Annotated in this window: 16 protein-coding genes and 1 pseudogene; 15 read left to right on the top strand and 2 right to left on the bottom strand. The window is 37.9% G+C overall.

From position 1 onward, the window contains the following. Positions 1-164: 164 nt before the first annotated feature. The 4 genes from ORH16_RS00570 (at position 165) to ORH16_RS00555 (ending at position 4163) form a co-directional block, all read left to right on the top strand. Positions 165-902 carry a flavodoxin gene (locus tag ORH16_RS00570; RefSeq protein WP_265455280.1) on the top strand — a complete coding sequence of 246 codons (738 nt, stop codon included), beginning with the start codon at positions 165-167 and terminating at the stop codon, positions 900-902. 41 nt (positions 903-943) lie between these two features. Further along, entirely contained in the window at positions 944-1942 is a 999-nt protein-coding gene (locus ORH16_RS00565; RefSeq protein ID WP_265455278.1) for an aldo/keto reductase, read from the top strand. Positions 1943-2039: 97 nt separating this feature from the next. Next, positions 2040-2900, top strand: coding sequence for an aldo/keto reductase (locus ORH16_RS00560; protein WP_265455277.1), 861 nt, complete (start codon positions 2040-2042; stop codon positions 2898-2900). A 180-nt stretch (positions 2901-3080) separates the two neighbouring features. Then, positions 3081-4163 (top strand): alpha/beta hydrolase, encoded by a 1083-nt coding sequence (locus ORH16_RS00555; RefSeq protein ID WP_265455276.1) that lies wholly within the window; start codon positions 3081-3083, stop codon positions 4161-4163. 104 nt (positions 4164-4267) lie between these two features. Here the strand turns inward: ORH16_RS00555 and ORH16_RS00550 are convergent, their stop codons facing one another. Continuing rightward, positions 4268-5185 carry a LysR family transcriptional regulator gene (locus ORH16_RS00550; RefSeq protein ID WP_265455274.1) on the bottom strand — a complete coding sequence of 306 codons (918 nt, stop codon included), beginning with the start codon at positions 5183-5185 and terminating at the stop codon, positions 4268-4270. Positions 5186-5304: 119 nt separating this feature from the next. On the opposite strand from ORH16_RS00550, the gene ORH16_RS00545 reads away from it, so the two are divergent. The 9 genes from ORH16_RS00545 to ORH16_RS00505 all read left to right on the top strand — a co-directional run bounded on the left by ORH16_RS00545 (position 5305) and on the right by ORH16_RS00505 (position 12434). Then, entirely contained in the window at positions 5305-6156 is an 852-nt protein-coding gene (locus tag ORH16_RS00545; protein ID WP_265455273.1) for an aldo/keto reductase, read from the top strand. 81 nt (positions 6157-6237) lie between these two features. Next, complete coding sequence (locus ORH16_RS00540) at positions 6238-6657, top strand: MerR family transcriptional regulator (protein ID WP_265455271.1); 420 nt, start codon at positions 6238-6240, stop codon at positions 6655-6657. 100 nt (positions 6658-6757) lie between these two features. After that, a complete protein-coding gene (locus ORH16_RS00535) occupies positions 6758-7738 on the top strand; it encodes an aldo/keto reductase (RefSeq protein WP_265455269.1) in 981 nt (326 codons plus the stop codon). Between the two features lie 28 nt (positions 7739-7766). Beyond that, the gene (locus ORH16_RS00530; protein ID WP_265455268.1) at positions 7767-8231 is read left to right on the top strand and encodes an NAD(P)H-dependent oxidoreductase; all 465 of its coding nucleotides are present in this window, start codon (positions 7767-7769) and stop codon (positions 8229-8231) included. Positions 8232-8266: 35 nt separating this feature from the next. Continuing rightward, positions 8267-8626 carry a nuclear transport factor 2 family protein gene (locus ORH16_RS00525; protein ID WP_265455267.1) on the top strand — a complete coding sequence of 120 codons (360 nt, stop codon included), beginning with the start codon at positions 8267-8269 and terminating at the stop codon, positions 8624-8626. Between the two features lie 221 nt (positions 8627-8847). Then, the gene (locus tag ORH16_RS00520) at positions 8848-10191 is read left to right on the top strand and encodes an MFS transporter (protein ID WP_265455265.1); all 1344 of its coding nucleotides are present in this window, start codon (positions 8848-8850) and stop codon (positions 10189-10191) included. 22 nt (positions 10192-10213) lie between these two features. Beyond that, on the top strand, positions 10214-11056 hold the full coding sequence (locus ORH16_RS00515) for an aldo/keto reductase (RefSeq protein WP_265455263.1): 843 nt from the start codon (positions 10214-10216) through the stop codon (positions 11054-11056). A gap of 71 nt (positions 11057-11127) precedes the next feature. Continuing rightward, positions 11128-11565: a MerR family transcriptional regulator gene (locus ORH16_RS00510; protein WP_265455262.1), complete on the top strand. Its 438-nt coding sequence runs from the start codon at positions 11128-11130 to the stop codon at positions 11563-11565. A gap of 17 nt (positions 11566-11582) precedes the next feature. Beyond that, positions 11583-12434 (top strand): aldo/keto reductase, encoded by an 852-nt coding sequence (locus ORH16_RS00505; protein ID WP_265455261.1) that lies wholly within the window; start codon positions 11583-11585, stop codon positions 12432-12434. Between the two features lie 514 nt (positions 12435-12948). Here the strand turns inward: ORH16_RS00505 and ORH16_RS00500 are convergent. Continuing rightward, positions 12949-13521: pseudogene (locus ORH16_RS00500) on the bottom strand (TMEM175 family protein). Between the two features lie 188 nt (positions 13522-13709). Between ORH16_RS00500 and ORH16_RS00495 the strand changes: the two are divergent. Further along, positions 13710-14033 (top strand): carboxymuconolactone decarboxylase family protein, encoded by a 324-nt coding sequence (locus ORH16_RS00495; RefSeq protein WP_265455260.1) that lies wholly within the window; start codon positions 13710-13712, stop codon positions 14031-14033. A gap of 154 nt (positions 14034-14187) precedes the next feature. Continuing rightward, positions 14188-14973: a glucose-1-dehydrogenase gene (locus tag ORH16_RS00490; protein ID WP_265455259.1), complete on the top strand. Its 786-nt coding sequence runs from the start codon at positions 14188-14190 to the stop codon at positions 14971-14973. The last annotated feature ends 52 nt before the right edge of the window (positions 14974-15025 follow it).

The following is a 15025-nucleotide window of genomic DNA, read 5'->3' as shown; positions in this document are numbered from 1 at the left end:
TTCTTTTTGAACCCACAAGAAAAAAACTTCAATGCAATATCAAAGAGAAGTTGAAACTTCAAAATTTGAATTGTTTATAGAATTTGCAACTTCAGGCTTGCTCTGTAGTTCACTTCAGGGGTTAGTCTTCACAATATCAATAAAGAAATGGAAGGTATTTTTAAATGAAGAAAAAAATCGCAATGATGGCGGCAGGCTTAGCATTAGTTTTAGCTGGCTGTCAAACGAATAATCAAGACAGCGCTGCAACAGGTAATGCTAATTCAGAGGCAACCAATCAAAGCTCGACAAATAATCAACAAAATTCAGCTGGTGGAACTCCCGACTCTTTGGTTTTAGAAGACACTGAATACGGTCGAGGAGCCGCCTCAGATGGAGAAGATACGAATGCTACCGAAGAGGCAACTAGAATACTAACACCAGATGCTAATAATATCATTATTTACTTTTCCAGAAGTGGAAATAGCGAGAATTTAGCTCGTATGATTCATAATGAAAACAATGCGGATATGTTGGAATTAACCATTACTGAACCATATCCGGCCGATTACGACGAGTCTGTCGACAGAGCCAATCAAGAAAGAGAAGATGAGGACTATCCTGAAATCAATACTGATATTCCTGATTTAGCGCAATATGACACTGTTTATCTCGGCTATCAAACGTGGTCCATGACACTTTCTAATCCAATGGTTTCTTTTTTACAAGAATATGGAGCTGATTTAAGTGGAAAAACAATTTATCCATTTTCAACAAATGCTGGGTATGGTGAAGGCGATACATTGAGTCGAATTGCAGAACTAGCTCCAGATGCAACCATCGCGGAAAGTTTTAGTATTGAAGACGAAAATTTATTAGACAACCAAGCCGATGTAGTTGCCTGGGTGAATGGCAATCAGTAATAAAATAGTTGAATAAAGTTTGAATTTGAGTGGAGATAAAAATGGAATACACAAGATTAGGTAACACTGGCTTAAAGGTTAGTCGTTTAGTGTTGGGAACGATGAATTTTGGTGCACAGAATACCGAAGAAGAATCCTTTGCCATTATGGACCGGGCCTTAGAATTAGGAATTAATTTTTTTGATACGGCTAATATTTATGGCATGGAAATTAATCCTAAAGGACATAAAGGTTGGTCAGAGGAAATCATTGGCCGCTGGTTTGCTAAAGGTGAAGGCCGTAGAGAAAAAGTTGTCTTAGCTACAAAATTTTATTTAGATATGGACAATGAATTAGATGGCCCAAATGATGCAGCTGGTTTATCAGCATACAAACTTTATCGCAGTCTAGATGCTTCTTTAAAGAGATTGCAAACAGATCATGTGGAATTGTATCAAATGCACCACATTGATCCCAAAATTAATTGGGATGAAATTTATGGTGCCTTTGAAACTATGATTGCCAGTGGCAAAATTTATTATGCAGGTTCAAGTAACTTCGGCGCTCGTCATTTGGCTTATGCCAAAGCAGCTGCTGACAAAAGAAATTTTCTCGGCTTAGTTAGTGAGCAACACAGGTATAATCTTTTAAGTAGATTGCCAGAGTTGGAATTATTACCAGCTGCTAAAGAATTGGGTGTCGGCGTGGTTGTGTGGAGTCCTTTGCAACGGGGACTTTTAGCTAATGATGTGTTGAACCCAGCCATTAAAACTGGTAGACGAGCTGAAAGCATCGCAAAATTATCTGAGATTGAAAAACACCAACTGGTAGATTATCGAGAGCTGTGTCAAGCACTAGGAGAAAGCGAATCAAATATTGCCTTGGCTTGGCTGTTGGCTAATCCAGCTGTCACAGCTCCGATTATTGGTCCTCGAACAGTAGAACAATTAGAAGAAGCAGTTCGTGCAACGGAAATAGTGTTATCAGAAGCTACATTAAATAGGCTCGATGAAATTTTCCCTGGACCCGGTGGAGCGGCACCAGAAGCTTATGGATGGTAATAAATTTTATAAATGCTAAAAATTACTTTTTTTATTTAAAGTCGCCATTCAAATAAATGACCACTAACAAATTATTTTAAAAGGAGAACAAAAAATTATGACAATCCCGACAGTCACATTAAATAATGGGGCAGAAATTCCCCAATTCGGTATAGGTGTTTATCAAATTGAAGGGGATGAATTAACCAAAAGCGTCGTGCTAAATGCATTGAACCTCGGTTATCGACATATTGACACGGCTCATGGTTACGGAAACGAGCGTGGCGTGGGAGCAGCCGTCAAAGAAAGCGGTATTCCTAGAGAAGAAATTTGGGTAACAAGCAAGCTTTGGCCAAGTGAGTACGGTGAAGGCAAAACTGAAAAAGCCATTGATAAGATGTTGAATAGACTAAACATTGGTGCAATTGATATGGTGTTGTTGCATCAACAATTTGGCGATTTTATCGGCGCATGGAAGGATTTAGAAAAAGCGGTCACCGCCGGTAAAATTAAAACAATTGGCATTAGCAATTTTGAATCGGATCGTTTGGAAGAGCTTTTGGAAGTGGCCACTATTTATCCTGCAGTTAATCAAGTGGAATGCCATCCTTATTATCCACAAGATCAGCTGATTGCCAGAATAAAAAATTTTGGTACCAAAATTGAAAGCTGGTATCCACTAGGTCATGCCGATGAAGATTTGTTAAATGAACCGATTTTTTCTGAATTAGCAAAAAAATACAATAAAACCAATGCACAAGTCATTTTGCGCTGGCATATTCAAAAGGGATTTATTATTTTTCCTCGTACGACGAGTGAAGCGCACTTGAAAGAAAATATTGATATATTTGATTTTGCATTAACTGACAGTGAAATGACAAAAATCAACGAGCTTGACCGTGGACAAAGATTTTTCGAGGTTCCCCTTGAAAAAATGGAAAAAGAATGGCTGTATTTTGTACCTGAAGACCATGATTAATCAGCTAAAGTATTTGTAAAACAAGAGGTAAAAGTTATGAATAGATCAGCGGTATTCATGACTTTTTCTATTTTAAAATTCGGCTGTTCTGTTTTTTTGTGAAGGAAAATTATATACACATACTGTCTAGCGGTTGTTAGATGATTATCAGGTGAAAGCTTTATTGGAAGGAGATTTTAGATGAAAATAAAATGGAGAAGACGACATATTGCGTCAACTTTAGCAATGTTTTTGGCGATGGTTATTCTAGCAGGCTGCTCACAAACTACAGAAAATAGCAGCGCCAATTCAACTAGTAGTTCAAGCCATGCCACTAGTTCAACAGTTGTAGAAGAAACTTCTGAGTCAATCGAAATGTCCACGACCAGTAGTAGTGCTCCAACTATTGTTCCACCGTACAATTTAGATACACGGGTGCAGGATGTGATGAATGATTCGACCTTCGCTGACTATGGTCGCCTTATTTTCCCAGCCGACCGCCAAATCAGTGATACATTGCAATTAAGAGACGTTGGAACAATTTTAACTTGGTACAATAATGTAAATGCTGATAAGACGGTGGAAATTACGAATTATTTATACGAGCAAGCGGCAAAGGGTGAAAAAATTTTTTTTGATATCTATTCTGATGAAGAAAAACAGCAAGATCCTGCTAAAAACAATACCGGGATTTTTTTCTTTAGAGGCAATCCAAATGAAAAAGTTGCTGTATTAAATGCAGGCGGTGGTTTTTCCTACGTTGCAGCGATGCACGACAGTTTTCCCCATGCATTAGAATTATCTCGTCAAGGATACAATGCCTTCGCTTTGATTTATCGTCCCGGAGCACAAACCGCTTCTGAAGATTTAGCAAGAGCGATTGTCTTTATCCATGAAAATGCTGAAGACTTAGCAGTCGATGTAACAGATTATTCTTTGTGGGGCGGTTCTGCCGGAGCGAGAATGTCAGCCTGGCTTGGCTCAAATGGAACAGAAAGTTACGGGGAAGACTCTTATCCGCGTCCGGCAGCAGTTGTCATGCAGTATACAGGGCTCTCGCAAATAACTGGCAATGAGCCACCAACCTATGCAAATGTTGGCACAAATGACGGCATCGCCAATTATCGGACTGTCGAAAACTATATCAGTCGAATAGCTTCTCAAGGTGCAGATACAGAAGTGGAAGTTTTTGACGGATTAAACCATGGTTTTGGTCTTGGTCAGGGGACAGTGGCTGAAGGTTGGTTAGACAATGCAGTTTCATTCTGGGAAAGAAACAGTTAGTAGAATGAGCCAAATATGAATTCCCCTAAATATTTTATATAGATTAGTTTTTCAAATAGTTAAAAGAGACAGCGTTAGCGAAAAAAGCTAACACTGTCTCTTTTTTAATGAAAACTAATTCGAGTGGTTTCATCTGCTTGAATTTCAGCGACATACTCCAAAAACTTTTTAACAGCTTTATTTGGTTTCACTGGACGAAGCAGACCAAAGCTGGTTTCATATTTCCAATTAACCGGCAGCGTAACATAGTTCGGCTGAATGTATTGCCACTGAGGTAACGACAAAAGTAATTTATCAGAATTGTCGTAGCGGTTAAAAATCGTTATATCGTAAAATTCATAAATGATTTCTTGCTTGATTCCCGGATAGTTTTTAGCCAAATCATTTTGTAAAATTCCTACGGGTCGATTGGGTGCGGTATCGCCAGAAATAATAGTTTCTCCTATTAAGTCGGAAAGTTCTAAGACTTCTTTTCTAGCGAGGGGATGTTTGGTAGGAACTGCCAGTGTAAATTTCATTTTTTCTAATTCAACATAGGTTGCCACTTGACTAATTTTTCCCGAGGTAAAGGAGCCGGGGATCAAATCGTAGTCTGTACCAATACTATTTAAAACAGAAATAATGCTCTCATGGTCATCATCAAATGGAATGATTTCAAAGGAAAAACGCGGTTCACGTCTTCTGACTGCATTTAATAAGCCAGCAATTTGTTGGCTGGGATTGAGTAACGAAGAGCCGATTTTGATGCGCCAAGTCTCTTCCTCTTCAGAATCGTCGGCCCGTTCAATCGCCTCATTAGAAAAATCAATTATTTTTTTGGCATCCTGATAAATGAATTTTCCTGATTTTGTTAAGGAAATCCCTTGAGGAGTGCGTTCAATCAGCGTCAGGCCCAATTGTTCTTCTAATAAATTCATCTGTTTCATAATTGCCGGTGCCGAGATAAATAACGTTTCGGCAGCTTTAGTAAAACTGCCGTTTTCAACAACAGCAATAAAGGTGTCAAGAAGATGATTGTACATAACGACCTCCTGTATTAACTTTACGTTAATACCTATCTTAACATTTTTCAAATTCTAAGACAAAGGATATGGTGTTAAGCTACTGCTATAGAAAGTTGTCGTGAAAGGAATGACAGACAATGAAATATGTCACGTTAAATAATGGTGTGAAGATGCCGCAATTAGGATTTGGAGTTTATCAAATTCCAGATTTAGCTGAAAGTGAAAAAATTGTTAGTGAAGCCTTAAAAGCGGGTTACCGGTTAATCGATACAGCATCAACCTATCTGAATGAGGAAGCGGTTGGCAGAGCAATTAGAAAAAGTAAAATTCCTAGAGCAGAAATTTTTGTTACCACCAAGGTCTGGATTGAAGATATCGGGTATGAGGCCACAAAAAAAGCCTTTCAGACTTCCCTAGACAAATTAGGGTTAGATTATATTGATTTATTTTTAATTCACGTTCCCTTTGGTGATTATTACGGTTCATGGCGCGCGATGGAGGAATTATATAAAGCTGGTAAGATTCGGGCGATTGGTGTCAGCAACTTTAGTGAAGATCGGTTGGTGGATTTAATACTAAATAATGAAATAAAACCAGCAATCAATCAGATTGAAATTCATCCGTTTCGCCAACAACGTCGAGCTTTAGAGGTGAATAAAGAATATGGAGTGCAAGTTGAAGGCTGGGCCCCATTTGCTGAAGGTAATTGCAATATTTTTCATAATGAAATCTTGATGCCAATTGCTGAAAAGCATCAAAAGACAGTTGCCCAAGTCATTCTACGCTGGCAAATACAACAAGAAATCGTCGTCATTCCCAAGTCAGCAGATGTTCAAAGAATGCAGGAAAACTTTGACGTCTTTGATTTTGAACTGAGTGAAGAGGATATGACCCAAATCAGTTATTTAGAAACGGGCTTCAAAATTATTAATCATCTGACTGTTGATATTGCAAAATCCTTCAATGAGATGAAGATTTTGCGAGCTTAGCATGGCAGGTCTAAAAAATAAAATCTACAATAAATTACTTTGAAACAAATCAGCTGACCATCCAAGAAAGGAAGAACCATTATGAATATCACAACCGCCGGAGAAAAAATCGGAATTTCTGCAGAAACTATTCGCTATTACGAAAAAACAGGATTGGTACCACCAATTACTAGGGACGAAAAGGGCTATCGAATTTTTTCGGAGAATGATTTAGATTGGCTTTTTTTCGCAAAAAAAATCCGTGAAGCCGGCGTGTCGATTGATTCGAGTATTGAGTATGTGAATCTTTTGTTGCAAGGGGAATCGCAAACTTCTCAAGAAAGAAAAGCTATTTTATTTCAACAAAAACAAACTTTAGAGGAAAAGATTTTTGAATTGAATACCATGGTCACTGATTTAAATCATAAAATTGAAGACAGTCAAGGATTGCTGCAGCAATTTGAGACTACTTTGGCAAATGACTATCAAAAAAGAATGGGTATTAGTTCTTGTTCAGTTTAAGCCGCTGAAAATTTTTTGAAATCTGCACTTTTGAAACAAAATTCTTGCTATGGAGCGAACTCCATAGTTTATCTTAAAAACATCATGGAGGTGCGTTCAAATGAAAGAACGAGTATTAGGAAATGATTTAAAGGTCAGTGAAATTGGTTTAGGCACGATGAGCATGAGTTTTGGTTATGGTAAAACGCCTGATCCAAAAGAAATGGTTAAAGTCTTGCAGGAAGCGGTGGAATTAGGGGAACATTTTTTTGACACTGCTGAGGTCTACGGTCCTTACGTAAATGAAGAATTACTTGGTGAAGCTTTAGCACCGTATAAAAAGCAAGTTACGATTGCCACAAAAGGCGGGATTAAAGTCGTGGATGGTAAACAAGTCGTAGATGGTCGGCCTGAAGAGCTAGTAAAATCTGTTGAAGATTCGTTAAAGCGATTAGGGCTTGAAGCGATTGACTTGTACTATTTGCATCGAGTTGATCCCAATACGCCGATTGAAGATATCGCTTTTACGATGCAAAAATTAATAAAAGCTGGAAAAATTAAACACTGGGGACTTTCTGAGGCTGGTGTCAATACTATTAGAAAAGCTCATGCAGTGGAGCCGTTGACGGCAGTTGAAAGTGAATATTCCTTGTGGACCAGAGAACCAGAAATTGAACTATTGCCCGTATTAGAAGAACTAAACATTGGTTTTGTTCCTTTTAGTCCGCTGGGCAAAGGCTTTTTAACTGGAACTATTTCAGCCGACAAAGAATTCGAGAGTGGAGATAGTCGCGGGGCTTTACCCCGGTTTCAAAAAGAGGCAATGGCCGCCAATCAAAAATTGGTTGATGTCATCAAAGAGTTTGCTAAAGATAAAGAAGCGACACCAGCTCAAATTGCTTTGGCTTGGTTGTTAGCGCAAAAACCATGGATTGTCCCAATTCCTGGTACAACAAAAATTCATCGTGTAAAAGAAAATATGGGTGCTGCTAATTTACAGCTTACCCATGAAGAAATCGCTGCATTGACGAAAGCAGCTGATGAAATTCAAATTATTGGCCATCGATATACACCAGAGTTAGCGAAAAGAGTGGGCTTATAAAGTTCGTTTGTTGAGAGGAGCAAGAACAATGAAAAATATTTTTTTAAATGCCAGTATGAATAAAGCTGGCCATGGCGCTGACTTGGCCAAAGAAGTTTTTGGCAAACAATCCTTTGAAACAATTAATTTGATTGACTATCAAATTAACCAAATTGGTCAAAATTTTAAAGGCGATCAATATTTTGATGTCATTGATAAATTAAGCGGCGTCAATCAATTAGTGATTAGCACACCGGTTTATTGGTCAGATATGACCGGCTACTTAAAAACATTTATCGACCGTTTGTCAGATACCATGGATATCGATATTTCTTCAAAGGAGGCTCCTTTAAATGGAGCTAAACTCATTTTGATTGTTCAAGGAACTGCACCAGATGATGCGATACCAGGAATCGAAACAGTGATTAAACATGTTGCGAGAAGATTTTTCATGAAGTATCTAGGCAAAGTGACCACTAGCAGAGATGCGAAAAGAATAAATTTTGATAAATAGTTGGATTTTTCAATAAAAAAGAAAAGAGGCTTATTATGGAACAAGTGCAAGAAGTATCACAACTTATTTGGCAAGCATTAAAAGACAGCAACCAGAAAGACTTGAAAAAATACGTCCATCCTGATGCAGTTTTCGTGCACATGGGCGTAACCCTATCAAGAGATGGTGAAATTGAGATAATCGAGTCAAAAGGTATTATTTTAAAAGAGATTGTTTTTGAAGAACAAACGCAGCATTCCTTTGATGATGTTAGCATTTTGCTGAACAAAATAAAACTGACAGCAATTGTCAACGGAAATGAAGTTGTAAATCCCTTTGTTGTAACAGAAGTATACTCAAACAAAGGCAATCAAGTACAACTGATTTCCTTGTCTTATACAAGAATTAACTACTAGAAAGTTTTAGTAATAGCTATTAAAAAAACTCGTTATTTCTACTCATTCACCTTCCAAAAGGGTGACGTAAGGTTGGTAACGTACGTTCATCTGAAGTGATGAACTAAATGAATAAAAAATAGATTTGAAAAAAGAGAGAAATTTGAAGTGTTTCTCTTGCTATGAAGTGCGCTCCATACCTTATAGTCTATTTTGTGATCGTGATTAGGAGGAAAAACACAATGCAACAAACAAAAACCAAAAGCATCGACATGGTGCTACCAATTATTTTATTAAGTTACTTTATGATTTTGTTAGACAATTCAATTATTTTTACTGGAACCGTGAAAATTGCCGAAGATTTAGGTTTGAATCAAATGCAATTATCTTGGGTCAGCAATGCTTACTCGCTTACTTTTGGTGGCATGCTTTTATTCGGTGGACGTGCCGGTGATATCTTCGGCAGAAAACGGATGTATCAAATCGGTTTGGTAATTTTTGCATTAGGTTCACTCTTTGTTGGTCTAGCAGGAAATGCCGGTGTTATCATCACCGCTCGTGCTTTTCAAGGTATTGGTTCAGCAATCTTAGCCCCAACTACCTTGGCGATTCTTATGGATAACTATCAGGGAGAAGCCAGAACAAAAGCTGTTGTTGCTTATGGTTCAATGGCTGGAATTGGGACTGCCTTTGGTCTAATTATCGGCGGGATGCTAGCAAGTTTATTTACTTGGCGAGATGGTTTCTTCATTAATGTGCCCGTCAGTATCTTGATGTTTATTTTATCCGCCAAGTTTATTCATGAAAGAGAAACGGAAAAAGGAAAAATTGATTTTCTTGGTTACATTGTTTCAGTGATTGGGATGATTGCTTTGGTGTATAGTATTGTTGGCGAAGCGTACAACTTAATTTCGTTCATCATTGCTGTACTCTTTCTTGGTTTCTTCATCTATCACGAGGCAAAAACAGCAGCACCAATTATGCCGTTGAGTCTATTTAAAAATAAAGAACGGTTGGGCGCTTATATTTCCCGCTTTACTTTTCTTGGCTCCATGTTGACTCTTTGGTTTTTAACGCCACAAATGATGCAAAATTATTTTGGTTATTCACCACTACTAACCGGTGTTGCCTTTTTCCCAGTGACCGTCGCTATTTTTATTTCAGCTCTACAAGTACCTCGCTTAACGAAGCTTTGGGACAACACCAAGCTAATGATTATTGGTTTGATTACAACCGCAATTGGTTTGGGAAGCTTGGCTTTATTTAATGGTGAAATTGGTTATTGGTTTGGGATTGCAATTCCGATGGTGATTTTAGGGATTGGTCAAGGCTTTACTTTAAGTCCTCTAACTGCAGCAGGAATTGCTCATACTTCGGCAGAAGAAGCTGGCGCAGCTGCTGGTGTTGTTAACATGGTTCACCAAATTGGTGGCTCAGTTGGCTTATCGATTGTTGTAGCCTTGAGTGCTGGCGTCTCTGATTTAATTGCAAGCTATCAATTGCAAATGACGATTGCGACCGTTTTTGTCCTTATATCTTTACTATCAGCTATCTTCTTAGTTCGCGCTGGAACTAAAAGAAAATAAAAAAATGAAAAGAGGAAAAATGATGAACTACGTAACATTAAACAATGGTGTAAAAATGCCTCAATTAGGCTTTGGTGTCTTTCAAATCCCAGATCCAAAGGAATGTGAAGAAATCGTGTATGAAGCCTTAACACATGGTTATCGCTTAATCGATACAGCGGCAGCTTACGGCAATGAAGAAGCTGTTGGTAAAGCTATCAAGCGCAGTGGTGTCAAGCGGGAAGAATTATTTATTACGACTAAATTGTGGGTCAGTGATGCCAGCTATGAAAAAGCTAAAAAAGCGATGGATCTTTCAATGGAAAAATTAGGCTTGGATTATCTTGATTTATATCTAATTCATCAACCTTTCGGCGATGTATATGGCGCTTGGCGGGCGATGGAAGAATATTATAAAGCTGGCAAATTGAAAGCAATCGGTGTCGCCAACTTCCATCCAGATCGATTGATTGATTTACTTTCCTTCAATGAAATTGTGCCAGCCTTAGACCAAATTGAAGTCAATCCATTTTACCAACGGGAATCAGATATTGACTACATGCAAAATAAAGGCGTGATCGTCGAAGGCTGGGCACCATTTGCAGAAGGAAAAAATGATTTGTTCCACAACGAAACGTTAAAAGCGATTGGGGATAAATATGGCAAATCAATTGCTCAAGTCGTTTTGCGTTGGAATCTACAAAGAGGTGTTGTGGCTATTCCGAAATCCGCAAATGTTGAACGGATGCAACAAAACTTTGATGTCTTCGATTTTGAATTAACCAAAGAAGATATGGCTGCCATTCAAAAGTTGGATCAAAATACATCTAGTTTCTTTGATCATCGTGATCCTACTCAAGTAGAACGTTTTGCAAGTCTGGCGTAAAACATTTTTCTTGCCTTGGAGTTCACTTCATAGTTTATACTAAATTTATTAAATAGAAATCAGGTGAAGCTATGAATATCAAAGAAGTCGCTAAAATGTTTGACTTAACCTCTGATACCATCCGCTATTATGAGAAAGCTGGTGTTATCCCGCCAGTGACACGAGATGACAAAGGTTACCGTGTGTTTAGCAAACGAGATTTGAACTGGATTTTTCTGGCAAAAAGTTTGCGAAACGCCGGTGTCTCGATTGAGTCAGTTATTGAATTTGCTAGATTATCTCAAGAAACAGGAGATAAACGACGGACACAAAAAGACGTGCTGCGGGCGCAACTAAACGAATTAGATGAAAAATTACTTGAAATGCAAAAGACCAGAGATTTATTGGAATATAAAATTGATACCTATGATGATCATTTAGCTAAGTTTGAAGCAGGCTTAATGACCGAAGATCAGATCGAAGAATTATGGACTATGAAGCATTTTAAAAAACAAAGTATAAAAAATTAAGAAAGCAGGAATTGAACATGCAAACAGTCAAATTAAACAACGGAGTAGAAGTTCCAATTTTAGGTTTTGGGACTTTCCAAATCACCGATTCTAAAGAAGCAGAACAAGCCGTGATTGATGCCATCAAAGCTGGCTACCGCCATATTGATACAGCACAATCATATATGAATGAAGAAGCCGTTGGTAAAGGAATTGCCAATTCAGGTGTTGCTAGAGAAGAAATTTTCCTAACGACAAAAATTTGGGTGGAAAATGTTTCTTATGATGGCGTGATGGCTTCATTCCAACGTTCATTAGATCGTTTAGGTGTGGACTATGTGGATTTATTATTATTACACCAACCTTATAACGATGTGTATGGTGCTTGGCGGGCAATGGAAGAATTACAAGCGGATGGTAAAATCAAGGCAATTGGTATTTCGAACTTTGCTGTCGATCGTGCTGTTGACTTAGCAGAATTTAACAAAGTAACCCCACAAGTGGATCAAATTGAAATTAATCCTTTCCAACAACAAGCCGAAAATATTGCCGCTTTAAAAGAAGAAGGCATTATGGTAGAAGCTTGGGCACCATTTGCAGAAGGTAAAAATGGCATCTTCCAAAACGAAATCTTAACAACAATTGGCAATAAATATGGCAAATCAGTGGCCCAAGTCATCGTTCGTTGGTTAGTGGAACAAGATATTATCGTGTTAACAAAATCTGTCAATCCAGACCGCATGGCACAAAACTTGGATATTTTTGATTTTTCATTAACAGATGAAGACAAAGCACAAATTGCGACATTGAATGCTGGGGCAAGCCAATTCTTCTCCCATGCTGATCCAGCGATGATTAAATGGATGGCTGGAAGAAGAATGGACGTTTAAAATAATTTTTTCCAGATAAATGCATCATCTCTTTGATGGTGCTTTTTTTTGCGAATATTTTTCATATTGCAGTCATGGCTGCAATAGCTAAATGATTAGATTGATAATTTCAACTGAAATCTAGCAATGATTTAGCAAACAGAAATAAATTTTTTGTGGCCAGCTTAGATTATTTATCGAACTGGGAGTTAGCCAAAGGAAGCGCACTTATTGTCACTGAAATTTCTTAGGATCAATTATCTCAACTTGGTTGGCCAGCTCAGCTTTTAAAAAATTATTCTTTCCCAGATCACTATCAAAAAGGAAGTCCATTACCAGGGTTACATTACCAGGGTTATAAGATGAAACCATTTTAAGTGTAGGCTATGCATCAATCACAAAACCCGCCATTTTTTCAATGGCGGGTTCTTTAGTTTCTTAAAGTACAAAGCAGGTAATATATCTCTATTCTTACAAAAAAATTTACCTGATTGAAGGCTAATTTTTTACAAAGATTGTGCCAGTAAATTTTTCTTTACTGGGTTTTTTCTAGCTGATGTGGAATAACAAAAATGACTAAGGTAAGGAGAACAGCAAAACTCATCGCAGCTGGCCAAATGGTCAGGGAAAGCAGTAAGCCTAGAATTTTTAAGCCAATATCATAGGCTGCCCATTTATTTCTATGGCTCATCCTTTCTTGAAATTTATGGTTTTCTTGATTGGCTGAAATCAGCGTTGCGTAAGACAAAGTATTTGAGAAGGTTACGCATAAGACAATGAATCCATAGAAGGATTGAGCAATTCCATTAGAAAAATTAGTCGCCATAATATTTGTGGCATAAGGAAACAGGGATGAAAAGAAGAGCATAATCAATGTTGCCCAGACAGTTCTTCTGGAAACTTTTTTTACAATATATCACTCATTATGGAGATTTACCCACATTGATCCTAGCCAAAAAAAGGATAGAGAATAAGCAAAAAAATTGGCTCGTAGATCCCAAAAGCCTGCTAATGTTAAAGTTGTGGGCTTCTCCAAGTCCAACACTAGAATTGTCATAATAATTGCTAAAACAGCATCAGTAAATGTAGCTAAACGTTCTTTACTCAAAAAAACACCACCCCATCAGAATAACTTTAGCATATCTAAATTTTACTGATTGGTAAAGTGTCTGGTGCAATGATCTTCCATTAAACAATTGTTGTACCTGAAAATTTTTTTGCGAGGCGTTTCTCTTGCTCTAAAGCCCACTCCAAGGTTTAAAGTAATTTTATTAATTAAGGAAGGGGCTTTTTCAAATGGAAAAACAAACAGCAGGCAGAGATCGCTTAGGCGAGTTTGCACCAAAATTTGCAGAATTAAACGATGATGTTTTATTCGGGGAGGTTTGGTCAAGGGAAACAGAATTGTCACCAAAACTTCGAAGTATGATTACTATTTCAGCATTACTATCTGGTGGAAATTTTGAGCAATTAAAAGCTCATTTATTAAAAGGCAAAGCCAATGGGATTAGCCAAGCAGAAATCTCAGAAATCATTACTCAACTGGCATTTTATTGTGGCTGGCCTAAGGCATGGAGTGCCTTTACGATTGCTAAAGAAGTATATTCTGAGGCAGACTAAACAGGCTGAATATTTATTTCTCATACATTAAGCAAAACAAATACACGTAGAGATAAAGAAAATTGATTAGTTGTAAGTTGCGACCTAGCTTTATCAAAAAGCTTGGCGCATTAGGTTATCCAAACAACAGTTAACAAGAAGAGGAGAATGTATTATGTATCAAGAATTAAAAGGAAAAGTAGCCGTTATTACAGGCGGATCAAAAGGAATTGGCACAGCCATCTCAGAACGTTTTGGCCAAGAAGGCATGAAAGTTGTCATCAATTACAATTCAGATGCTAAAGGTGCTGAAGCTGCTGTCGCAATTGTTAAAAAAGCTGGCGGCGATGCAGTAGCCGTTCAAGCCAACATTGGTTCTGAAGAAGGCGTTCAAACCTTAGTTGATGCCGCAGTTGAAAACTTTGGCGATTTAGATATTTGGATCAATAATGCAGGTATGGAAAATCGTTACAGCACTCATGAATTACCTTTAGCTGACTGGGAAAAAGTAATCAATGTTAACTTAACTGGTGTGTTCTTAGGTACGAAGGCTGCCCTCAATTATTTTCTATCAAAAAATAAACCTGGAAATATTATTAACATGTCTTCCGTCCATGAACAAATTCCATGGCCAACATTTGCTCATTATGCAGCATCAAAAGGCGGCGTAAAATTATTTACTGAAACAGTGGCAATGGAATATGCACCAAATAATATTCGTATTAATAATATTGGACCAGGGGCAATTAATACACCAATCAATGCAAAGAAATTTGCTGACCCAGAACAATTGGCAACCACAACTAAAATGGTGCCAATGGAACGGATTGGCAAACCTGAAGAAGTTGCAGCGGCGGCAGCTTGGTTAGCTTCAGATGAATCTAGCTATGTGACAGGTATTACCATGTTTGTCGATGGCGGAATGACCCTTTACCCATCTTTCCAAGGTGGCAATGGTTGATTAGAAAAGCCCCTTTAAGGGCTTTTCAAAAGGAATAATTACTAGAAAATTA

This window comes from Enterococcus sp. HY326 (assembly GCF_026157065.1).
Classification (GTDB): Bacteria; Bacillota; Bacilli; order Lactobacillales; family Enterococcaceae; genus HY326.
The sequence above is the reverse complement of the archived record's forward strand: the minus strand, read 5'-3'. Positions and strand labels throughout refer to the sequence as shown.